This is a genomic window from Silvimonas soli, assembly GCF_030035605.1.
Classification (GTDB): domain Bacteria; phylum Pseudomonadota; class Gammaproteobacteria; order Burkholderiales; family Chitinibacteraceae; genus Silvimonas; species Silvimonas soli.
The window spans coordinates 4,454,157-4,477,045 of record NZ_CP106736.1 but is presented as its reverse complement, the minus strand read 5'-3'; the positions used below and the strand labels follow the sequence as shown (position 1 = coordinate 4,477,045).

Annotated in this window: 16 protein-coding genes; 7 read left to right on the top strand and 9 right to left on the bottom strand. The window is 57.1% G+C overall.

Annotated elements, in window-relative coordinates:
• The 3 genes from N7220_RS20490 to N7220_RS20480 form a co-directional block, all read right to left on the bottom strand.
• Nucleotides 1–3,195 (bottom strand): efflux RND transporter permease subunit, encoded by a 3,195-nt coding sequence (locus N7220_RS20490; RefSeq protein ID WP_283149391.1) that lies wholly within the window; start codon nt 3,193–3,195, stop codon nt 1–3.
• A gap of 121 nt (nt 3,196–3,316) precedes the next feature.
• On the bottom strand, nt 3,317–4,522 hold the full coding sequence (locus tag N7220_RS20485) for an efflux RND transporter periplasmic adaptor subunit (RefSeq protein WP_283149390.1): 1,206 nt from the start codon (nt 4,520–4,522) through the stop codon (nt 3,317–3,319).
• Nucleotides 4,523–4,774: 252 nt separating this feature from the next.
• Complete coding sequence (locus N7220_RS20480; protein WP_283149389.1) at nt 4,775–5,788, bottom strand: zinc-dependent alcohol dehydrogenase family protein; 1,014 nt, start codon at nt 5,786–5,788, stop codon at nt 4,775–4,777.
• A 306-nt stretch (nt 5,789–6,094) separates the two neighbouring features.
• Here N7220_RS20480 and N7220_RS20475 point away from each other — a divergent pair, with 306 nt between their 5' ends.
• Complete coding sequence (locus N7220_RS20475; protein ID WP_283149388.1) at nt 6,095–7,072, top strand: LysR family transcriptional regulator; 978 nt, start codon at nt 6,095–6,097, stop codon at nt 7,070–7,072.
• A 1-nt stretch (nt 7,073) separates the two neighbouring features.
• On the opposite strand, the gene N7220_RS20470 is transcribed toward N7220_RS20475, so the two are convergent.
• The gene (locus N7220_RS20470) at nt 7,074–7,301 is read right to left on the bottom strand and encodes a hypothetical protein (protein WP_283149387.1); all 228 of its coding nucleotides are present in this window, start codon (nt 7,299–7,301) and stop codon (nt 7,074–7,076) included.
• A 165-nt stretch (nt 7,302–7,466) separates the two neighbouring features.
• Nucleotides 7,467–10,109: a sensor domain-containing protein gene (locus tag N7220_RS20465; RefSeq protein ID WP_283149386.1), complete on the bottom strand. Its 2,643-nt coding sequence runs from the start codon at nt 10,107–10,109 to the stop codon at nt 7,467–7,469.
• Nucleotides 10,110–10,792: 683 nt separating this feature from the next.
• Between N7220_RS20465 and N7220_RS20460 the strand changes: the two genes are divergently transcribed.
• From N7220_RS20460 to folE, 6 genes are all read left to right on the top strand, one after another.
• The gene (locus tag N7220_RS20460) at nt 10,793–11,896 is read left to right on the top strand and encodes a calcium:cation antiporter (protein ID WP_283149385.1); all 1,104 of its coding nucleotides are present in this window, start codon (nt 10,793–10,795) and stop codon (nt 11,894–11,896) included.
• 479 nt (nt 11,897–12,375) lie between these two features.
• The gene (locus N7220_RS20455; RefSeq protein ID WP_283149384.1) at nt 12,376–13,599 is read left to right on the top strand and encodes an ABC transporter substrate-binding protein; all 1,224 of its coding nucleotides are present in this window, start codon (nt 12,376–12,378) and stop codon (nt 13,597–13,599) included.
• A 135-nt stretch (nt 13,600–13,734) separates the two neighbouring features.
• Nucleotides 13,735–16,803, top strand: a complete 3,069-nt coding sequence (locus N7220_RS20450) for a glycoside hydrolase 5 family protein (RefSeq protein ID WP_283149383.1) — start codon at nt 13,735–13,737, stop codon at nt 16,801–16,803.
• Nucleotides 16,800–18,164 carry a glycoside hydrolase family 125 protein gene (locus tag N7220_RS20445; RefSeq protein ID WP_283149382.1) on the top strand — a complete coding sequence of 455 codons (1,365 nt, stop codon included), beginning with the start codon at nt 16,800–16,802 and terminating at the stop codon, nt 18,162–18,164. Before N7220_RS20450 ends, N7220_RS20445 begins: the two co-directional genes overlap by 4 nt.
• Before the next feature lie 105 nt (nt 18,165–18,269).
• Nucleotides 18,270–19,253, top strand: a complete 984-nt coding sequence (locus N7220_RS20440; protein WP_283149381.1) for a LacI family DNA-binding transcriptional regulator — start codon at nt 18,270–18,272, stop codon at nt 19,251–19,253.
• Nucleotides 19,254–19,652: 399 nt separating this feature from the next.
• Nucleotides 19,653–20,366 carry a GTP cyclohydrolase I gene (gene folE, locus N7220_RS20435; protein WP_283149380.1) on the top strand — a complete coding sequence of 238 codons (714 nt, stop codon included), beginning with the start codon at nt 19,653–19,655 and terminating at the stop codon, nt 20,364–20,366.
• Between the two features lie 69 nt (nt 20,367–20,435).
• Here folE and N7220_RS20430 read toward each other — a convergent pair whose 3' ends face one another.
• The 4 genes from N7220_RS20430 to N7220_RS20415 form a co-directional block, all read right to left on the bottom strand.
• Complete coding sequence (locus N7220_RS20430; RefSeq protein ID WP_283149379.1) at nt 20,436–20,828, bottom strand: DUF423 domain-containing protein; 393 nt, start codon at nt 20,826–20,828, stop codon at nt 20,436–20,438.
• Nucleotides 20,829–20,957: 129 nt separating this feature from the next.
• Nucleotides 20,958–21,401, bottom strand: coding sequence for a hypothetical protein (locus N7220_RS20425; RefSeq protein WP_283149378.1), 444 nt, complete (start codon nt 21,399–21,401; stop codon nt 20,958–20,960).
• 240 nt (nt 21,402–21,641) lie between these two features.
• Complete coding sequence (locus N7220_RS20420; RefSeq protein WP_283149377.1) at nt 21,642–21,995, bottom strand: YkgJ family cysteine cluster protein; 354 nt, start codon at nt 21,993–21,995, stop codon at nt 21,642–21,644.
• A 21-nt stretch (nt 21,996–22,016) separates the two neighbouring features.
• Nucleotides 22,017–22,859 carry a spermine/spermidine synthase domain-containing protein gene (locus tag N7220_RS20415; protein WP_283149376.1) on the bottom strand — a complete coding sequence of 281 codons (843 nt, stop codon included), beginning with the start codon at nt 22,857–22,859 and terminating at the stop codon, nt 22,017–22,019.
• Nucleotides 22,860–22,889: the final 30 nt, after the last annotated feature.

Sequence of the window (22,889 nt, the reverse complement as noted above, 5' to 3'; positions counted from 1 at the left end):
TTATTGACCCTCCAGTTGGGCTTGCGGCGGCAACAAGGGTGTGTCGACGGGTCTGGTTTTGCGGTCGGCGTGCACCAGTTTGCGCAGCAGTACATAGAACACCGGCGTCAGCAGCAGGCCAAAGAAAGTCACACCCAGCATGCCGGAGAACACGGCGGTACCCATGGCACGGCGCATTTCAGAACCAGCACCGGTTGAGGTCACCAGCGGAACGACACCCATAATGAAAGCCATCGAGGTCATCAAAATCGGGCGCAGACGCAAGCGGCAGGCTTCCAGCACGGCGTGGATCGGATCCATGCCTTCCAGTTCTTCTTTCTCGCGGGCAAATTCGACGATCAGAATCGCGTTCTTGCACGCCAGCCCCACCAACACAATCAAGCCGATTTGCGTAAACACGTTGTTGTCGCCATGGGTGAGCCAGAGCCCGGTAATGGCACTCAACAGACCCATTGGCACAATCAGGATGACTGCCAACGGCATGGTCCAGCTTTCATACAGCGCCGCCAGCACCAGGAACACCAACAACACGCACAACGGGAAGATCAGGATAGCGGTGTTACCGGCGAGGATTTGCTGGTAAGTCAGCTCGGTCCATTCAAAAGTCATGCCATTGGGCAGTTCTTCTTTGGCGAGTTTTTCCATTGCTGCTTGCGCCTGGCCGGAACTAAAGCCGGGTGCCGCGCCACCGTTGATTTCAGCCGTCACATAGCCGTTGTAATGCTGTACGCGATCCGGGCCGCTGGTTTCCTTCACGGTCATGAATGCGCCCAGCGGCACCATGTCGCCATCGGCATTGCGGGTTTTCAGGCGGGCGATGTCGTCTGGGTGCAGCCGGAACGATTGGTCGGCCTGGGCGTTTACCTGGTAGGTGCGGCCAAAGCGGTTGAAGTCGTTCACATACAGCGAACCCAGATAGATTTGCATGGTGTCGAAAGCATCGGTCAGCGCCACGCCATGGGTTTTGGCCTTGTCGCGGTCGATGTGCGCGTCGATTTGGGGCACGTTCACTTCATAACCACTAAACAAACCGGCCAGCTCCGGCGTTTTGCGGCCTTTGGCGATCAGGTTTTGCACCTGCGTGTACATCTCGTTAAAGCCGAGGCCACTACGGTCTTCGATCTGCATTCTGAAGCCACCAATCGTGCCCAGCCCTTGTACTGGCGGTGGCGGAAAGATGGCGACAAAGGCGTCTTGCAAGCCAGCGTATTTGGCGTTGAGTTTGCCGGCGATGGCCCCCGCCGACAGATCAGCCGTCTTGCGTTCCTCAAATGGCTTGAGCGTAACAAACAAGATCCCGGCTGAAGGACTGTTGGTGAAGCCGTTGATAGACAACCCCGGAAAAGCCACAGCGCTTTGTACGCCTGGTTCTTTCAGCGCAATCGCACTCATGGCGCGGATGACGCTTTCGGTGCGATCCAGCGTGGCGGCGCCAGGCAACTGCGCAAACGACACCAGGTATTGCTTGTCTTGCTGCGGCACAAACCCGCCCGGCACGCTGTTGAAGCCGAGCACGGTCAGACCCAGCAAACCAACGTAGACAAACATGGCAATCGCCGAGCGCCGCAAAATGCCCTGCACCCCGCTCACGTAGCCTGCAGACGAACGATGGAAGAAACGATTAAACGGACGGAAGAACCAGCCGAAAGTGGCATCCATCCAGCGTGTGAGGCGATCTTTCGGTGCATCGTGACCACGCAGCAACACCGCGGCCAGCGCGGGCGACAAGGTCAGCGAATTGAATGCCGAGATCACCGTGCTGATGGCAATGGTCAACGCAAACTGACGATAGAACTGGCCAGTCAGGCCGGAGATAAACGCAGTCGGGATAAACACCGCGCACAGCACCAGCGCCGTCGCGACAATCGGGCCAGTCACTTCGCTCATGGCGCGGCGCGTTGCATCAATCGGGCTTAAACCCAGCTCGATATTGCGTTCAACGTTCTCCACCACCACGATGGCATCGTCCACCACAATACCGATGGCCAGCACCAGGCCGAACAGCGACAGTGCGTTGAGCGAGAAACCAAACAGATGCATTAGCGCAAAGGTGCCCACCAGCGATACTGGCACTGCCACCAGCGGAATGATCGACGCCCGCCAGGTTTGCAGGAACAGGATCACCACCAGCACGACCAGCAGAATCGCCTCGAACAAGGTATGTGCAACGGCTTCGATCGAGCTTTTCACGAACACGGTCGGGTCATAGACGATCGAGTAATCGATGCCCTGCGGGAAATCCTTTTTCAGCGTCGCCATGGTGGCGCGCACATTTTTGGAGATTTCCAGCGCGTTGGAACCGGGCCGGGCAAAGATCGGAATCGCCACGGCGGGTTTGTTATCCAGCAACGAGCGCAAGGCGTAACTGTTGGAGCCCAGTTCAACGCGGGCAATATCGCGCAGCCGCACGATTTCGCCATCGGCACCACTACGGATGATGATGTTGCCGAATTCTTCCTCAGTCACCAGCCGGCCTTGCGTGTTGATATTGAGCTGGTAATCCGCAGTGGATGAGGTCGGCGAAGTGCCGAGCGAACCGGAGGCTACCTGGATGTTTTGCTCGCGCACGGCTTTTACTACGTCCGACGCGGTGAGGTTACGGCTGGCGATTTTTTCCGGGTCCAGCCACAGGCGCATGGAGTAGTCGCCCGCGCCAAACAGTTTGACATCCCCCACGCCATCAATCCGCGCCAAAGCGTCTTTGACCTGCAGATTGGCGTAGTTGCTCAGGTAGAGCATGTCGTAGCGATTGCTCGGTGATGTCAGGTGCACCACCATGGTTAGATCGGGCGAGCTTTTCTCTGTGGTGACACCAAGGCGCTGCACGTCCGCAGGCAATTGCGGCAATGCTTGGGCCACACGGTTTTGCACTTGCACCTGGGCTTTGTCGGCATCGGTGCCCAGCGCAAAAGTCACCGTCAGCGTCATCGCGCCATCGGAGGTGGCTTGTGAGGATTGATACAACATCCCCTCGACGCCGTTAATGCGCTGCTCCAGCGGTGACGCGACGGTTTCTGCGATAGTTTGCGGATTGGCGCCAGGATAACTGGCATGCACCACCACGGTGGGCGGCACGACTTCCGGGTATTCGCTGATCGGCAACACCTTCAGGGCGAGCAAACCGCCAATAAAGATGATCATCGACAGCACCGCCGCAAAGATGGGCCGCTGGATGAAGTATTGAGAGAATTTCATGGTTGTTCCTTGGGAACGGTCATTCTTGGGACGGGCGTGGCCCATCCGCCAAATTCATCAGGCAAAGCTGGGGCGTAGCCAGTGGTATTTGCCACTGCGCTTGCCCGGCAACGCAGTGCGGTTAGCCTTTAGCGGGGAACTGTTTATCCAGCGTGGAAGGCTCCGTCATCGGCACTTTGGTCGGCGATACGGCCATGCCCGGGCGCACTTTCTGCAAGCCGTTGACCACAATCACATCGCCCGCCTTGAGGCCGCTGCGCACCAGTCGCAGGTCTTCCACGTCGCTACCCAGCTCGACATTGCGGTACTCAAGCTTGTTGTCCTTGCCCAGCACCAGCACAAACTTCTTGCCCAGATCCGAGCCAACCGCGCGGTCGTTGATCAGCAAGCCATCGCGCTGCCCTTCGCCTATCACCTTCAGCCGCACAAACAGTCCCGGTGTGAACTCACCGTTTTTGTTGTCAAACACGGCGCGAGCGCGGATGGTGCCGGTGCGCGGATTCACCTGGTTATCCAGAAAATCCACCGCGCCTTGATGCGGATAACCGGTTTCGTCAGCCAGCCCCAGGAAGATCGGGTATTTGGCGTCGGCGGCATCCACCTTGTGACTGCGAGCCAGTTGCTGATACTTCAGAAAGGTCTGCTCGTCGGCGTCAAAGTAGGCGTAGACCTTGTCGGTCGACACCACCGTCGTCAGCAAACTGGCGCCCGCGCTGCTGCTGCTCACCAGGTTGCCCGAGGTAATCAGCGCATTGCTCACGCGGCCATTAATCGGCGCGGTGATATGGGTGTAATCCAGATTGAGTTTGGCGGCGGTCAGTGCGGCAGCAGTGGCATCGACCTGAGCTTGAGCGGCCAGCAAAGCGGTATTGCGGGCATCAAAGTCTTCGGTACTGATGGCGTCTTGCGACTTCAAACGCTGCGCCCGTTCGGCATCGCTGCGCGCCTGTGCCTGATGCGCCTTGGCCGACTGATACTCGGCGTTCAGGCGATCCACTTCGGCCTGAAACGGACGTGGATCAATCTGGAACAGCAAATCACCCTTCTTGACCACGGCACCTTCGTGGAAGTTAACCGATTGCACATAACCACTGACTCGCGGGCGGATTTCCACGGTTTGTGGGGCTTCGAGGCGACCAGTGAACTCGTCAAAATCGTTCAGCGACTTGTGAATGACTGACGCCACGCTCACCACGGGCGGCGGCGGTGCGGCGCTTTGTTCGTTGGCGCGACTATCCTGGCAGGCGGATAGCACCGCAGCGGCCAGTGGCGCCAGAATCAATAACGTGGCGGCAGACCGGATGCGCATTTTGGTTTTGCTTTGCATGATGTTTCTCCAGATAAATGGCTGATAAATCATTGTTTCTTATTGGTATCAACAAGCGCGCTGGCGCATGAACTTGGGTAAAGCAAGATGGGAGTCCGCGATCTGCTACTCCGCAGAGGGGCAAGGGGTCGACACGTGCACGACCAAACCACCACCCGGACAACCCGCACGGTAACCAGGTGCTACTGACAACGTTTTGTCAGCAGCCCCGAAATTTTTATGCACTTGGCATTAAGGCGATCGGCCTGCTGATTAAAAGGCGACCACCAACTTGCCGACGTGATTGCCGCGCCGCAGCGCGTTGTAGGCATCCGGCGTTTCATCAAAGCCAAACACCCGTTGAATGACCGGCCGAATCCGGTTGGCACTGAGCGCTTGCAGTAACGACTGAAACATCGCCCGGCTGCCCACGCTGACCCCACGCAACTGGATTTGCCGGGCCAGCAATGCTCCGGCGTTCAATGCTGTACTGGTGCCGCCCAAATCACCCACCAGGCTGACTTGGCCACCCACTCGAGTGGCATTGATTGAGCGATCCAGCTCGTTCCCGGCGACATCGACCACCTGATCCACTCCGCGCCCACTGGTCCAGTCGAGCAGGGCTTTATCCCAGTCAGGTACTCGTTGGTGATTGAGGCCGTGGTCTGCCCCCATATGCATGGCGCGGCACAGTTTGTCGTCACAGCCGGACACAACGGCCACCCGCGCGCCTGCTGCTTTGGCCAGTTGCAACGCAATTGACGCCACCCCACCGGTGCCGAGCACTGCCACGTAATCGCCCGGACGCAGCGGTGCGTTTTCCATCAAGGCGTGCCAGGCCGTAACACCGGCACAAGGCAGCGTGGCCGCCTCTTCAAAAGTTAGCCCCTCCGGCAACACCAGCACCCCGGTCTCGTTGAAAACGACAAACTCACTCAACACGCCGTCGCTATCCTCACCAAACGTGCGGCGAGTGTTTTCGCGAGTGGCTTGCTGCCCGGTCCAGTCCGGATAAAACGTATTCACCACGCGTTGACCCAGACGAATGCTGCGCACTTCCCGGCCGGTTTCAACCACTTCGCCAGCTGCATCCGACAACGGCACGATGGCATGACGCCCCGGATATTCGCGACTGCGGTCCGCAATATGCAGATCACGATGATTAAGCGAAGCGGCACGAATGCGCACCAGCACGTCGTGCGGACCCAAAGCGGGCGTGGGCCGACTGGGTTGCAGCCGTAATGCGGCACTGCCACTGAGCAAGGGATCGAGTACGAAAGCGCGCATGGCCGCTCCATAAAACGGTTGATTGCGGCAAATATATGAACGAACTAGACCGATCGTCTAATTGATATTTGATAAATATCTCATCATGAAAAATGATGAATGCATGGCCAAACCGAGCGCCGATGCGGGGCTAGCCAGGTTAACGCCGCCAGGGGGAATTGAAGAAAATTTGCAAATCAGGAAGTGCTGCCAAAGCCCGAAATAAAAGACCTGGCCCAATATCTTGATATTGTGGAAACGAACCATCATCTTTAGTGATTGGTTTGTTTTACCTCGATTTCACCCCATTTCTGCCGAGGCCCGCTCATGCGTGACGTAGATCTGAATCTCTTGGCGATTTTTGACAGCATCATGACCGAAGGCTCCATCACCAAAGCGGCGCAGCGGCTCGCGATGACCCAATCTGCAGTGAGTAATGCGGTGGCGCGTATGCGGGTAGTCTGGAAAGACCCGCTGTTTATCAAGGTGGGTCGCGGCATTCGCCCTACTTCCAAGGCGTCTGCCATCTGGCGAGATATTGGCTTGCCACTGGCCACCATCCGCCAGAGCATCAACCCGGCGCCATTTGACCCGGCAACAACCGCTCGCCGCTTTCGTCTGGCTGCCACGGACTTCATCACCAATCCGATGTGGCCGCCGCTGCGCAACCTGCTCGAAGCGCGCGCCCCCGGCATCGACATTCTGGCGGTACCGGTGCGGGTAAATGGCACACGTGAACAGTTGAACGAGAATGAAATCGACCTTGCGGTGGGCGTCAAAGCGCCGCAAGCCGACGAACTGAAGCAACAGTGGATGTTTGATGTGGGATTTGTGTGCGCCATGCGCCGCAACCACCCGCTGGCCGCACGTCCGCTGACGCTGGACCGCTTTCTGAGCGCGGATCACCTGCTGGTATCGCTATCGGGTGATCCGGTCGGCGTGGTAGATGAACTGCTGCTGCAGCGTGGGCAACGCCGTCGCGTGGCAATGACGGTGAATACGTTTTACGGCGTGGTGGATTTGCTGGCGGCGTCCAACTTGATCAGCGTGGTGCCGGAGAGCGTGATTCGCACGCATCCGCGCCGTGCGGAAATCCATGCGACCCCGGTGCCATTTGACATGCCGGTGAGCCGGGCTCATCTGGTGTGGCATGTGCGTCATGACCGTGATCCGGGGCATCAATGGCTGCGCGAGACCGTCATGACAATTGGCACGCAACTTTGCGGTGCGCAGTCCGGGCAATGCTCATTGATGTTGCCGGAGCAATGGCCTGCAACCGAGCCGGCGGAACAATCAGTGGTGTGAACTACGGAACAAGGTGTGGCTTTTTGTCAGACAACTGCGCGGCATATTCGAGTGCCAGCTTCTGCGAGCCGACGACTTCCTGCGAGGCATAGACCCCGCCCTTCAGGCAGCCCTGTGAAATCATCCAGACGCCTGGCGCTTTTTCATCAGCAACTACATTCACTACGGCACTACAGCGTGGCTTGCTGGCCAAGCCTAATGCCAGGCACTCAAAGCAATCATCAGACATGGTCAGAACTCTCAAATTGGAAGAGAGAATTTTGAGAGTTCGACCACCCCCTGGATATCGGATATGCCTTATTTTTCCTGAGAAAATTCCTATCCTGCGTTAAGCCATGGCGGCTGAGCCCGGCCTGTTGCTTTGCCCCAGACTGCAAACGGTCACAAGCGACACCTAAAACGAACCTACGCTCATCGCTTCCAGCAATGGCTGACGTTTAGCCAGCCATGCTTCCAGCGCGGGTGCAGCCAGCGGGCGCGACAGCAAAAAGCCCTGAATCACATGAAAGCCTTGCTGTTTGAGCAGGTTCAGCTGCGCCTGGTCTTCCACCCCTTCCGCCACCACAACCAGTTGCAGGCTTTCGCCGATGCGTATCACTGCTTCACTGAGTGCACGGGCCGTCTGGTCATGCTGCAGGTCGCGTACAAAGCTCTTGTCCAGCTTTAGCTCGCTCACCGGCAAGCGCCGTAGATAGCTCAAGCTGGAATAACCGGTGCCGAAGTCATCCATGGATAGCCGCACGCCAAGATCCCGGATGTCGTCAATACTGGCCAATGTCCCGACGTTGCCGTCCAGCAAAACGTTTTCAGTAATCTCCAGCGTCAGTTGCTGCGGGCTAAGAGCAAAACGCTGCAGCAGGTCGGCGATGATGTCCGGCAAATCCACGTTATGGAAATTGGTGGGCGACAAGTTCACTGCCACCACGGGGACATCTATACCGCGACTGCGCCAGGCCGCCATCTGCCGGCAAGCTTCTTCCAGCACCCATAAGCCCAACTCACCGATCAAGCCACAGTCCTCGGCCAGCGGAATAAACCGCACCGGCGAGATTTCGCCCAATACCGGGTGATGCCAGCGTGCCAGTGCTTCAACGCCGTAGATGGCACCATCGGCCAGCCTGATTTGCGGCTGGTAAAACAAGCGCAATTGTTTTTCTCGAATGGCCTGCCGTAGCGCCGCTTCCAGCGCCAGGCGCTCTTGTGCCCGCAGATTCATCTCATTACTGAAAAAGCTGAAACCACCACGCTGCGAGGCCTTGGCTTCATACATGGCGATGTCGGCGCGGCGCAGCAGGGTTTCGATATCTTCGCCGTTTTCCGGAAACAAACTGATGCCAATGCTGGCCGAAAGAACGTGCGTCACATCGCCGACCCGTTGCGGGCGCGACAGATTGATCTGGATTTGCTCGGCAATATCGGCCGCGTGATTACCGTCGCATTGCGGCAATACCAGCACGAACTCGTCACCAGCCAGCCGCCCGATGATGTCTGAGCTACGCCGCCCTTGAGCCAGGCTTTGCGCCGCCAGCCGCAACACATCGTCACCCACGGTATGGCCCAGCGTATCGTTGATTTGCTTGAAGCGATCCAGATCCACAAACAAGACCGCCAACGGCGTGCTGTCACGTGCGGCGCCGGCGATTGCCTGTTCGGCTTTGGCCAGCAACAAGCTGCGATTGGGCAGTTCGGTCAGGGCATCGTAAAACGCCAGCTTCTGGATTTCAGCACGCGCCGCTTCGCGTTCGAGGGCCAGCGCGCACAGGTTGACGCACACATCTACCAAGCGTCGATGGAACACGTCTGGCTCGCGTTTTTCGCGGTAGTAGAAGGCAAATGTGCCGACCACATGGCCTTTGCTGGAAATAATCGGGGTGGACCAGCAAGCTTTCAGCCCCAACGGCAATGCGATCTGGGCAAAATCGACCCACAGCGGATCGGTCTCGATGTCGGTGACTACCACTTCTGCGCCGCGAAACGCGGACGTGCCACAGGATCCACTTGCCGGACCCATCACCAACCCATCCAGCGCGCGGGAGAACTTCTCGGGCAGGCTCGGCGCGGCCAGTGCGTGCATGCGTCCGTTTTCATCGACAGATAAAATGGACGACACCACTTCAGGCGATATGCGCTCCACTTCCTGGCAAATCATGTCCATGATCTGCACCACCGGCGTTTCGCGCGCCAGCGCATCCAGGCCTTTATGGTGGATAACCTCGTGCATCTTGGCTTCGGTGATGTCGGTAACCACGCTCACCGTATTGACCAGCAAACCGTGCGTGTCGCGCACCGGGTTGATGATCATTTTGTTCCAGAAGCGCTGGCCGTCTTTGGCGAAGGTAAGCTCCTCCAGCCGGAATGGCCTGCCAGCGTTGGCCGAACTGATGGCTTCTTCGATAACAGCGGGTTTAACGTGTGGCACCAGCAAGGCAATCGGGCGACGACCGTGAATCTCGTCCAGGTGATAACCAAACATGCGCGTGAAACCCGCGTTCACGTACACGATGCGCCACTGACCGTCGGTGACGATCACGGCACTGTCGGTTTCGTCGACCACCAGCGATTGCCACAAGCGCTTGGATTCGCTGCGTTCTCGCTCGACCCTCAGCGACACATCTGAAGAAATCGACAAAATAGACAACAACTGTCCGGTCTGGTCGAAAGTCGGCGCATAGGTGACTTCCAGCCATACGGCGCGCCCGTCACGTGCCACCCGCTCTACCAGCCCCGAGTAAGGCCGGCCGCTGCGCAAAACCCGCCACAAATCCTGATGCGCGCTCAAGCCAGAGTGATGTTTAACCGGGCAAACCAGTTCATGCGGCGCGCCGGCAATCTCTTCTATGGCATAACCAAACGAATTCAGGAACAGCGTGTTCGCACCCAGAAATACGCCATCTGGCGAAAAGCGGGCCACCATCATGCTGCGATCAATTGCATCCAGATGGTCGCGGATTTCCGCCAGCGCTTCTGCCGAGCCACTGGCATGTCGCTGTGTTACCAATGGCCGGTTGCGAATATCTGATGACACAGGTTCAGTCACGGATTGGCTTCCAGTAATGGGTCTTGCGGGTTGCAAACCAGGTTGCGGATCCGGTTTTGCCTGGCACTAAGGGCTTGGCATGACTCCGGCGACAGACTGTAAGTTTCGCATTGACGTGAATATAGTACGAAACCTGTCAGGTCACCTCACTTGCATAATATTGCATTAGAAAATTCTGATGCAAGCATCAAATCGCCGTCCGTCTCTTTCCGCGAAATCGGCACTTTTCGCCAACACCGAAAACTCGCCCGTCCGTCAAAACCCATAAGTTCAGCGGCAGAAAACACCTTCATGCAGCAACTCATAAACACGACATAAGTCGATGTAAATTAGTGATATTTATCCATTAATTTAGCCATATAAAAAATTGACGGCTATTTTTTCAGGGCCAACTGAAGACTCAATATCAACCAACCAGGCAATCCCGCAATCTGTTGCGTCGGAAGGGGCATTCTGCGTTGCGCTGATCAATCAATTAGATAAAAACACTATACGCACAGAGTAAGTATCTACTACCTATTCTTAAAAACCTGGACTGAACTACGATGACCGATTGCGAAATCAGGCAGAACGTCGCTCTCCATTCGAGCATCGGCCACGCGGCGCAGGTTTGCCAGATTGTGCGGGCTCATATAAAACGTATGACATTGTGATAAATGACCTCATCCAGCCAAGGAGCCGCTGTGTCCGACCCTTCTAATATCAATCCGCGCTGGACATGGATTTTTCCGATGCTGTCGGTCTGTGCATTGATTGCCGCATTGGCCATGGGCAACAACGCCGCATTGCTGATCTTTGCCACAGTTTGCCTGGCTGGTACGGTATTCGCGGCGGTCCACCATGCGGAAGTGGTCGCTCACAAAGTGGGCGAGCCCTTTGGCACGTTAGTGCTGGCGGTTGCGGTAACTGTGATCGAGGTGGCACTGATTGTGTCGGTGATGTTGACCGGCGGCGAAGCCAAAGCTGCGCTAGCGCGTGACACCGTGTTTGCGGCAGTCATGATTGTGTGCAACGGAATCGTCGGCTTGTGTCTGCTGTTAGGCGCGATAGAACACCGGGTGCAAACTTTCCAGCAGCAAGGTGCTAGTGCTGCACTGGCAGTGCTGGCGGCCTTGTCGGTGCTGGCGCTGGTATTGCCCAATTACGCCACTACCGTCGTTGGACCAGTCTGGTCGCCTTCTCAACTGGCCTTTTCCGGCGTGGCTTCGCTGGTCTTGTATGGCACTTTTGTTTTTGTTCAAACCGTCCGCCATCGCGACTATTTTCTTGCCGTGCCGTCGCCAGAACAATCGGTCATAGATGCCAACGAATTACATGCGCCACCGCCGAGCAACCAGCAAACGGCGCTCAGTAGCGGTTTGCTGCTGGTCAGTCTGGTCTGCGTGGTTGGACTAGCCAAGTTGCTATCACCCACAGTCGAAGCCGCCGTAGCGCAAGCTGGCGCACCGGCCGTTGTGGTCGGCATCATTATTGCGGGCCTGGTTCTGTTGCCTGAAGGCATTGCGGCGGCCAAAGCTGCGCGGGCCAATCAACTGCAGAAGAGCCTGAATCTGGCGCTGGGTTCCGCATTGGCCAGTATCGGTTTGACCATTCCCACTGTTGCCGCCATTTTCATTGTCACGGGCAAACCGTTATTACTGGGTCTGGATGCCAAAGAATCGGTCATGCTGGTGCTCACCTTGATTGTCAGCACCGTTACCCTGAGCACTGGCCGCACGACCGTTCTCCAGGGCGTGGTCCATCTGGTGTTGTTTGCAGCATTTCTGTTTTTGAATATCGTGCCGTAATTGAAGGCCGAGATCGGCGCCACGAGCCGGGTGTGGCGCTTCTTTGGCGGCGGCTTGCTTTACGTGCCAGTTGGCTGAGTGCGGCCAGCCAATATTGGCGTGGGCAAGCTCACCGGCATTCATGTGCGATAGACATTACCCCGCCACCAGCCCTGCGCAGCGCTCCTGTCGTTGTAACTACGTAACTTCCTCAGGCATTCGCCCACTCACCAAACAGCCGATGTAGCACGTCGGCTGTTTTTGTTGCATCCGCTCCCCCGCATTTTCTTTCTGACCCCTTCCCACCCTTCTCGCTTTAACCGCAAATTTAGCTTCACTTGCCCTGACCAGACTGAGGCAAGCGGACCGTCTTGCCTAAAACGCAGGCCAGGAACAGAATGGCTTTTGTTGTTTAGTAAAAATTAAATAATTAAATAAACACAGCACTTCAGTGCGGCCGATCGCCCGGCTGCCATTGAAATCAACAGGAGTCGTACAGCATGAAGAAGACATTGCTCACTGCAGTTATCGGCCTGACGTTTGCCTCCGCCGCACAGGCCGCGGTTGAGGTGGAGTTCTGGTCCAACAGCTTGTCGCCCAAGTTTGATGGTGTCATGACGCAACTCACCAAAGAGTTCAACGCCAGCCAGAAAGACATTCAGGCCAAATGGGTCGATGTCACTTGGGATACCTATCAAACCCGCGTCATTGCCGCCGTTGCTGCAGGCCGTCAGCCAGGCCTGATCAACATTACCGTGCCGTGGATGGCGCAGTTTGCGCAGAAAAAAATCATCCAGCCGATTGATATCAGCACGTTTCAGTCGGTCTACACCGAAGGCGCGCTGAAAGACGTCAGTTACGAAGGCAAGACCTACGGCATGCCTTGGTACAACCAGGTGCCGGTGCTGATTTATAACAAGGCCATTCTGGATAAAGCGGGCGTAACCACACTGCCGCGCAATACCGATGAGATGCTCGCCGCTGCCCGCTTGATCAAGCAGAAAACGGGCGTGGTCGGTTTTGTTCCCAAAATGAACGACGAAGGCGTAACCGGCATCTTCATGATGGAAGGACTGCCGATTCTGCAAAACGGCAAAGCCGTATTCAACGGCCCGCAACACGTAGCCTTGCTGGAGAAATACGCCAAGGCCGTCAAGGAAGGCGTGATTCCGCCGGATTTGTTCAAAGATACGTTTGAAGCAGAAATCGCCGGCTTTGGTAGTGGCCGCTACGCCATGATCGCCACTGCACCATCCGCGCTGATCCGCATCAAAAACGATGCGCCCAAGGTCTACGCCAACGCCGCGGTAGCGCCGTATCCCAATAAAATCCTGCCGGGCAATCTGTTTATGTGGTCGGTCCCACAGGGCTACGCCCATAAAGAAGCGGCAATCAAATTGGGGCAATTTCTGACCAGCGACAAGGCGCAACTGGCGTTCTCCAAAGCAACCGAAACCACCATGCCTTCAACCAAAGTCGCATTGGCGGATCCGTACTTTATGGCCGGACAAAACAGCAAAGATGCGGCCACTGCAGGCGGTGCGGTCGCAGCCACGACTGGTGGTGCCGCACGTACTTTGAATGTCTCTGGCTTGCCAGATGAGGCGGGCATGATGAAGGCGTTGAGCACCGCACTGGAAGCTGCAGTCAGCGGCCGCCAGCCGGCCAAAGCGGCGCTGGATCAAGCCGTCGCCTACTGGAATGCGCAGTTGGGTAAAAAATAAATCGCCCGCTCGTTTCCAGGATGCGCCGCATGGGTAGCACTCATCCATGCGGCGCATCCCTCCCCGTTTTTCGCTTAATCTGAATACTCAGCTAGCCGGTTTGCGCCGGGTGGCCATTGCCTACCAGGACCCACCATGCCTTTGATTGCCTTTTACGACGCCAACTTCCCGTTTAACGGCACACGCCCGGACGCCAGTGCACTGGCGCAATTGAAGGCACAGGGCATTGGATTTCATACCGCCGAAAAACTCAGCGCCGCGCTGAACGCGGCCAAGGGCAAGGGCGATGTGCTGATTCATTTGCATGGACGTTATGTTCCGCGGACAGCGTGGGCGGCCGTGCTGGCGTTTATCCTGCGCGGCGGCGCGCTGGTGAGTCTGGGGCGGCAGGCATTCTCGCAACCGGTCGATGAAGATGGTGGCAGCCGCGAGCAAGCGGCGCTATTCCGTGATCTGGATATCCACGAGATCATGGCCGTAGACAGCGGCTCGGCCATCGAACTCAAACCGGGCACCACTTATCCGTGGCTGACCGAGTTTTGTGATTTGTTTGCCGCCAGTACGCCCACAGACGGCTTTGTGCTGATGCCGACCAAACACAAAGACCAGCCACAGGATTCCGGTTCGGCTGGCCCGATGGATGCGCGCATTCATCCATTGCTGATCGCTAGCAATGCGGCAGGCCATGCCATTGCCAGCCCGGTGGTGTTGATTGAACGCCTGCGCGGAGTAGCCGCTGGTTCCCGGCAGATTTTTACCAATCTGGATGTCGACGCTGCTTTCTGGCGCAGCGGCGGCACCAAAGCCTTGATCACCCTGGCCGAACACGCGGCCAATGGCGTGACCGAATGGTGGATCAAGCCGGACTTCGCTTGCTACGAGCCCGGCGAGGTCGCCACGCTAACGCTGCAAGGTGAAGCACTTGGCCACGCGCAGCCGCAAAACTGGCAAGCCACAATCAAAGTCGGCAAGGGCCATGAAACACTGTCTGAACTGACGCAAAGTTTGGTGATGGATGCGGATGGAACCGTGAGTATTCGGCTCGTTTTGCCGTTTGCGGTACAAGCTGGCCAGTATCAGGTTGATGTCACGCTCACCAGCGACAGCAATGAAACCATCCGTCTGCAACAAGGCTTCTGGGGCCGGGATCAAGCTTTGCTGGAACGTGGAACCCGCTTGCGCGCCGGGCGCGATTATTTTGAACGCGATGGCCAACCACAACCCGTGGTTGGCATGACCTATATGGCCAGTGACGTTCACCGCAAATTTCTGCAGCTACCTAACGTCGCCGTGTGGAATACCGATATGGCAACGCTGGCCGGCATGGGCGTCAATTATTTGCGTACCGGTATCTGGAGCGCCTGGCGCCACGCCATGTTTGTCGATGGCCATGCCAACGAAGCCATTCTGCGCGCCATTGATGCGTTTATTCTCACCGCCGCCGCACACGATCTGGAAGCGTGTTTTACCTTTTTTGCCTTCACGCCAGAAGCATGGGAAGGCAGCAACCCTTATCTGGACCCGCGCTCCCGTGCAGCGCAAAAACGTTTTATCCGCGCCATTGTCGGGCGCCACGCACAGACCAAACGAGTGCACTGGGACCTGATCAACGAGCCATCGTTGTTTGACCCGGCGCGCATCTTCATTGGCCCACGCACTTTGCGCGATCCCCATGAAATTGCCGCTTTCAGAAGCTGGCTGCAGCAGCGTGAGCCAGACATCGGCGTCTGGCAGGCTCGCTGGGACGCCAGCCCGGCGCAACTACCGGATTGGTTTGCCGTATTACCGCCGCAACCGGAAGAAGTGGGCTTTAACAACACCGAAATCCTCCCCAAACAACACGGCATCTGGCTCGACTACAGCTTGTTTACCCAAGCCATGCATGCCGAATGGGCGGGCGATCTGGCCCGAACCATCCGCGCCATCGCACCCGGCGTAATGGTTTGTGTCGGGCAGGATGAAGCCTTGGGCCAGCAACGCCCGCAACCGTTCTTTTATGCCGAGGCAGTCGATTACACCACGGTGCATAGCTGGTGGCTCAATGATGCACTGGCCTGGGACAGTCTGTTCAGCAAAACCCCGGGCAAGCCCAACGTGATCCAGGAAACCGGGATCATGCACGTAGAGCGCCCAGATGGCCGTTCGCGCCGCAGCGAAGCCGAACTGCAAGCCTTGCTGGAGCGCAAATATGCCTACGCTTTTGCATGTGGCAATGCCGGAGCGGTGCAGTGGATCTGGAACATCAACTACCACATGGACAACATCAACGAGTCACATATCGGCGCTTGCCGAGCGGATGGCTCGATGAAACCGGAGGCCGAAATTACCGGCTCTTTCGGCGCGTTTTTTGGCAACCCGCAAGTCAAACTGGCTGCGCGACAGTTGCCGGAAACGGCGGTGATCTATCCATTTGCCAACGATTACAGCAACCGGCGCTCAGCCCTTGAAGCCACACAACAATTGGTGCGCAGCTGCTTCTTTGAGCTGGGTCTGCCGTTGCGCGCAGTCAGCGACTTTGATCTGGACAGCTTGTTGGTGGACGTACCAAAACTGGTCTTGCTACCCTGCCCGCAAAATCTGGCACAACAAACGTGGATTGCGCTGGAAAACCTGTTGTTGCAGCACGATGTCACGGTACTGCTCACCGGCCCGGCCACACTGGACGAATACTGGCGCCCCGCTACGCAGCGTTTTGCCATGAAAGAGGCCGCCGTACGCAATCTAAGCCGCGAAGAAATTCTGCAACTGGATGACACAATGCTGCGCGCCAGCTTTGGCGGCGAGGCAATTGGCCGACTCAGCACGGGCGCTCATCTGGATGGCAGTGCAACCAGCCTGACCCAGATCGAGATTGGTCGTGGCCGCATTCTGTGGTGCCCGTTACCACTTGAACTCAACCAGCGCAGCGACACACTCGAAGCGATTTATCGCAAAGCCGTGCAAACAGCCAAAGTGAGCGCGCCGTGGCAGTGGATCGGCGAGGCGCAACCAGGCGTGTTCTTGCAAAAGCAAAGCTTTGCCGATTGCAATTTGTGGATCGCTGTAAGCGAATCCAGCCGCGACAGCCAGCTGGCCTGGCAAGACCAGACCACTTCTCGCAGCTATCAAACCACATTGGCGGCGGGTCGCGCCTTGCTGTTGCTGACTGATCATTCCGGCAACGTTATGCATACGCTGCGTGATCACCCGGTAGATGTGCAATGACAAGCCCTCTTCCAACCGGCCCTGGTACGCATGGTCGACCGCAATCGCCCCGCTTTATCAGTGCCGCAGTCGAAGCTGAAATTGCCCGGATTGCCGTAGACATCACCGACCCGAATCTGCGCGCAATGTTTATCCGTTGTTATCCCAACACACTTGATACCACGGTGTTTTTTCAGGATGACGACGACGAGCCGGACACCTTTGTGATTACCGGCGACATTCACGCCATGTGGTTGCGCGACAGCACGGCGCAGGTTTGGCCGTATATGCGACTAATCCCGCAAGACGCGCAACTGGCGCGAATGATTGCCGGGCTGGTGCGTCGTCAAACCGCGTGCATCGCGCTCGATCCGTATGCCAATGCGTTTAACGACGGCCCGGGTCACAGCGAATGGCAACTCGATAACACCGAGATGAAGCCCGAACTGCATGAGCGCAAATGGGAGCTGGATTCGCTGTGTTACGCCATTCGCCTGGCGCACGGCTACTGGCAGATTACGCAAGATCGTCGCCCGTACAACGCGTTCTGGCTGCAAACCATGCGTTTGCTGGTCGCCACGCTACAACAACAGCAACGCAAAACAGATGCGGGGCCCTATCGCTTTACTCGCAAGACGGCGTGGCAATCGGATACGTTGCCATGCAATGGCATTGGCAATCCGCTGCGGCCCGTCGGCTTGATCGCATCAATGTTCCGCCCTTCGGACGATGCCTGCATCTACCCGTTTCTGGTGCCGTCAAACCACTTTGCCGTAGTGAGCCTGCGCCAGTTGGCCGCAATGCTCGATACGCTTTACCCCGATGATCCACTTATCGAAACCTGCCGCACGCTGGCGGATGAGGTGCACGCCGCGCTGCAGCGGAATGCCATCGTTATCCACCCGGTTCACGGGCGCATCTGGGCATATGAAGTGGACGGATTCGGCAATGCGCTGATAATGGACGACGCCAATGTTCCAAGCCTGCTGGCCTTGCCCTACCTGGGCGCCGTAGACGTTAACGACGAGATTTACCGCAACACTCGGGCGTTTGCGCTTTCTACCGACAACCCGTGGTTTTTCCGTAGCGGCGACGAGCAACTGGAAGGCATCGGTAGCCCGCACACGCTCATGCCGCGCATCTGGCCGATGTCGATCATCATGCGGGCGCTGACCAGTTCGGATCAGGTGGAAATCAGCACTTGTCTGCGTATGTTGTTGGCCAGCGACGGTGGCAGCGGTCTGATGCATGAATCATTCATGCCGGACGACCCGACAGACTTCACCCGCAGCTGGTTTTCCTGGGCAAACACCTTATTTGGTGAGCTGATTACCACACTTGCAAGCGAGCATTCAGCACATCTGACTATGCCTGCTGCATAATGCGCGGCAGAGCAGCCAGCGCAAGACGCACTGGCAACAACATCCGACTTTGCCGGGTCATTCGGGCCTGAAGCTTTAAACAATAAATAAAAAAAGGAACACCCCTTGCCGGTCAGCATTCGCGATCTCGCCCGCGCCGCCGGCGTGTCTGTGGGAACCGTTTCACGTGCGTTGAAACACCAACAAGGCCTGTCTAACGCCACGCGTGAACGCATTTTGCAATTGGCTCAGGAACTGGGTTACGACAAGACCCGGCTACGCCCCGATCCTATTCGGCGTGTGCTGTGCATCTTGCATAGTCAGCATGAAGTCCCGCAGGAAAACCCGTTCTATTCTGAAGTGCTCAAGGGCGCGGCGGCAGCGTGCCAGGAGCGCGGCATTAGCTGTGACGTATTGTCGCTGAGCCCGGCCAAACCGGCGCGGCGGCAAATATTGCGCCAAGAGCCTGACGCACTATTGTGTATCGGCTTCTTCGAACCGGAAACGCTGGAAATCATTCGCTCGCTGGGCAAACCAGTGGTGCTGTCGGACATGAACTCCCCGGGTTGGCCTGCCGTCAACACCGACAACCAGCAAGGCGCGTGGTTGGCCACACAGCATCTGATCGCGGGCGGGCGTCAACGCATTGCTTTTTTGTCAGGATCGCTGGCGCATTATTCGATCCGCTTGCGCGAACGCGGCTATCGCCAGGCGCTGTTTGATGCGGGACGACTTGCTGATCCAGCGCTGGAAACGCTCATTCCGCCCGGCATGGATATCGCCACCGGCGCGCCCTACGCGATGCGCGAGTTGCTGGCGCTGCCTGAACGGCCAGATGCCATTTTTGCCTATAACGATGCCACGGCGCTGGCCGCCATGCGGGTCTGCCAGGAAGCGGGGCTGCGCGTGCCGCAGGATATCGCTTTTGTCGGCTTCGACGATTTGGGTGTCGCCGCCACCGCGCAACCTGGCTTGACCACCCTGGCCGTCGACAAGATAGCCTTGGGCCGAGAAGGCATCTCCTTGTTGCTTAGCGGGCCCAATAAAGAGTGCAATGCGTTGCAACCGGTGCAATTAATCGTACGCGAAAGCAGCGCCGCCAAAGCCTGAGTCCATCCCGGCGCGGCCAGCCCTCAAAGCGGTGACTCACTCACTCCCGAAAGCGTTTTTCCTCACCATTTCGCGCAGCCATAAAAAAACCCCGCTTGCGGCGGGGCAGGAGAATCTCCAGAAAATGTCTAAGCGTGCTAACAATTAGACCAGTCAATTATGCCAAAAAATGGCTACATCGCGAAGCAATATGCTTTGTGAATATCTGCAATCCCCTGATTTTATTGAATATCGCAAATACTCGCGGACACATTGGCCCGTTGCCCGACCCCGGATTCACCTGCCCGCCGCCCGCCCGGATGCGCTGTAAAGCGGGGAACTGTTTTTACCTGACAGATGAAACCGGTTAAACTTTTCGTCAATTTTGCTAGAAAAATAAACAGTTCAAAGGTACGCATCATGCCCAAACAAGAATCGGAGTACACACTGGCGGCACCTGATGCCGTGTCTCAGCGGATCCGCGCCCGCATCGTCAACGCCAAGGCCCGCTTTCACGCCAACGACAACATCTCCGCATTCATCGAAGAAGGTGAACTGGACGCCTTGCAGCTCGAAGTCCAGGAAAAACTGCGTGGCGTACTGGAAAGCCTGGTGATTGATACCGCGAGCGACCACAACACCCAAGACACGGCCAAGCGTGTGGCCAAGATGTTTATCCGCGAGGTGTTTCACGGGCGTTATCACCCGATGCCAGCGGTGACCGAGTTCCCCAATATTGAACGCCTGAACGAGCTGATGATCGTCGGGCCAATCACCGTGCGCAGCGCATGCTCACATCACCTGTGCCCGATTCTGGGCCGGGTCTGGGTGGGCGTGATGCCGAATGAGCACTCCAATTTGATTGGCTTATCCAAGTACGTGCGACTGATTGAATGGATTATGAATCGTCCGCAAATCCAGGAAGAAGCTGTGTCACAAGTGGCCGATCTGCTGCAGGAGCGTTTGCAGCCGGATGGGTTGGCGATTGTGATGGAAGCCGATCACTTCTGCATGCATTGGCGCGGTGTGAAAGACACCGAAGCCAAGATGACCAACAGCGTGATGCGCGGCTCGTTCCTGCGCGATCCGGTATTGCGTAGCGAGTTTCTGTCGCTAATGACCAAGCGCGGCTAAGCCCGTTACTTGGCGCGAGGGCGTAAACCCGCCCTCGCCTTACCCGCTAGCTTGTTCTACTTATGCGTTTTATGCAGCACCGCTATCGTGGCGCGAACGCACACCTGCCCACATCACCAGTGCCCACGCGGCCAGAAATGCCACACCACCGAATGGCGTAACTGCGCCCAGCATCCGCACGCCGGTCAACGCCAGCAGATACAAGCTGCCGCTAAACAAGACAATCCCCAACAACATTAAAGCGCCAGCCCATGACAATTGCCTGCGGCCAAAGCGATCCCACAGCACAGCGAGCAGCAACAAACCCAAACCGTGACTGGCTTGGTAAGTCACACCTGTTTGCCAGATCGCCAGCATTTCCGGGCTCAGCATGTTCTTCAGTCCATGCGCACCAAATGCCCCTGCAGCAACGGCAATAAACATATTGGCCGCACCGGCCACCAGCAATTGACGATCATTCAAACGGCGTTCCCCCGCGCGAAAATAAAGCAGCTTAAGCCATAACCCGGCGGGAAAGAAATCGCTGATCCTCTTTGAGGATGCCGCGCGCAGGCCAGCCGGGCGGAGCTTTGAGCGTGGCTTACCGTTCGGCTATTGATAACCATTGGCGGCAGTATCCACCGAGATATGGGCCAGCACGGTGCCATTTTTGCTGAACGACAGAACGCCTTCATGCTGATAGAAGGTTTCATCCCTGGTGCCACCATTCTTCAGTTGCGTGGTTTTGACGTCACCGGGCAAGCCGATCAACGCTTCGACCTGATGCCGGGTCATGCCAATGCGCAGCATGGAAAATTTGCTGCCAGCGGCAGGCTTGCCAGTAATCTGGCTGGCGGCACTGGCATTTTTGGCGGGTTTGCGTTTTACCGGCTTGGCGGGCACTGGCGTCGGGGTGGGCGTTGGGGTCACGACTGGTGTTGGCGTGGGCGTAGGTGCAGAAGCAATTTTGCTGGCATTGCCCGCATCGTTGGCCGGAACGGCGCAGCCAGCAATAACCACCACCAGTAGCAAGGCAACAAAAGCCAGATGACGCATGAAAATTCCTGTTTTTATTTGAGTTATCCAGCATGCCAAGCGCACCTAAAACCGCCATCAGCCACACATTTCAGGCTTTTGGCGGCAGCAAGCGTCGCTCGATCTCAAATATAAGCGAAAACGCATATTCAAAACGCGCACTCGTCCCCTGTTCTGGCCCGTTGATCCGGGCCGCCAACCAGACTTAAGCCCGCTGAAGCTTTCACGCAAGGGTCGCCTCATTGAACTTCATGCCCGCGATCAGATCAGCACTTGCCGATTGGTTTCAAAGAATCGGTAAATTTGCTGTTCGATCTCTTCGTCGATCATCACCTCCGGACGCTTGCCATGCGGACAAGCCAGGCGCGGTGTGGTGCCAAACAAGCGGCAAACCAATGGCCGTTCGCTATAAACCTGGCAGCCCTGATCGCCCAGATGCACACAATTCAGTTCGGCCAGTGCGGCATCTTGTTGCTCTCGACTTTTGCGCGGCAAGCGCGACATTTCTTCGCTCGTCGCCAGTACTGGCCCGCAGCAATCGTGACAACCCGGTACGCACTCAAATGAGGGGATGCGCGTCCGGTAAAAACGGATTTTCTGGCCAACTGCGGTCACTGATGGTGCTCCAGTACGCGTTCACTCATGTGCCAAAGGGCCTTTCGCCAGATCAGTTGCGGCAGCCTCTGCCCCCTCCATTTGCAATTGCCGCCGACTAACAGTCAACAGCTGGGCTGTGTTGCGCAAACCCAGAGCCGGGCCCTGTTCCAGTCTAGTGGCCGCTGCAAACAATTGTGCGTCCGCACGTCGCGTCACCTGGTCGTTACCGGCGAATGCCACCTGATTAGCCGCATCTTCCGAACGAATCAGCACTACGTCATCAGCAAAACTGCGCTGCAAGCGACTCAAATAAGCGCCGACATGCGGATCGTTACCCCAAAAGTTCACCACCAGCACGCCAGATTCGGCCAGCGCAGCCTGGCAATCATCGTAAAAGCGCTGCGTACACAGGCTGGGCGCTTGTCCATCGGCATCAAAACCGTCGACCATTAGCCAGTCTGCCGGCTCAGATAATTCCCGAATCAACTGCGCGCCATCACCACACACAATACGGAAGCGCTCGTCATCGGGCGGCACGGCAAAGGCATCGCGCAAAGCAATGACTTGGGGGTTTATTTCCAGCACGGTGATGTGTGCTTGCGGCCAGTGGCGATAACAATATTTGGCGAGCGAACCACCACCCAGTCCAATCAACACCACCTGGCGCGGTTGCTCGTTGAACAGCAGACAACCCATCATGGTCCGGGTGTAGCCCAGATCCAGATGGTCCGGCGCCACCAGGCGCATGCTGCTTTGGGTGGCGCTCAGATCAAAATGCAGCGAGACCGTGCCGTTATCTTCGCGCACAAAGGGTTGTGGCTGATCGGCGGTCGTAGCGATCGCGGACTGGCTAGCTGAGCCGGGGATGAATGTATCTGGCATTGGATCTTGCAGTTACGCCCTGTCGAGAAG

Coding starts and splice junctions, on each gene's coding strand:
- N7220_RS20490 (WP_283149391.1), bottom strand. CDS start 3,195: ATGAAATTCTCTCAATACTTCATCCAGCGGCCCATCTTTGCGGCGGTG.
- N7220_RS20485 (WP_283149390.1), bottom strand. CDS start 4,522: ATGCAAAGCAAAACCAAAATGCGCATCCGGTCTGCCGCCACGTTATTG.
- N7220_RS20480 (WP_283149389.1), bottom strand. CDS start 5,788: ATGCGCGCTTTCGTACTCGATCCCTTGCTCAGTGGCAGTGCCGCATTA.
- N7220_RS20475 (WP_283149388.1), top strand. CDS start 6,095: ATGCGTGACGTAGATCTGAATCTCTTGGCGATTTTTGACAGCATCATG.
- N7220_RS20470 (WP_283149387.1), bottom strand. CDS start 7,301: ATGTCTGATGATTGCTTTGAGTGCCTGGCATTAGGCTTGGCCAGCAAG.
- N7220_RS20455 (WP_283149384.1), top strand. CDS start 12,376: ATGAAGAAGACATTGCTCACTGCAGTTATCGGCCTGACGTTTGCCTCC.
- N7220_RS20450 (WP_283149383.1), top strand. CDS start 13,735: ATGCCTTTGATTGCCTTTTACGACGCCAACTTCCCGTTTAACGGCACA.
- N7220_RS20445 (WP_283149382.1), top strand. CDS start 16,800: ATGACAAGCCCTCTTCCAACCGGCCCTGGTACGCATGGTCGACCGCAA.
- folE (WP_283149380.1), top strand. CDS start 19,653: ATGCCCAAACAAGAATCGGAGTACACACTGGCGGCACCTGATGCCGTG.
- N7220_RS20425 (WP_283149378.1), bottom strand. CDS start 21,401: ATGCGTCATCTGGCTTTTGTTGCCTTGCTACTGGTGGTGGTTATTGCT.
- N7220_RS20415 (WP_283149376.1), bottom strand. CDS start 22,859: ATGCCAGATACATTCATCCCCGGCTCAGCTAGCCAGTCCGCGATCGCT.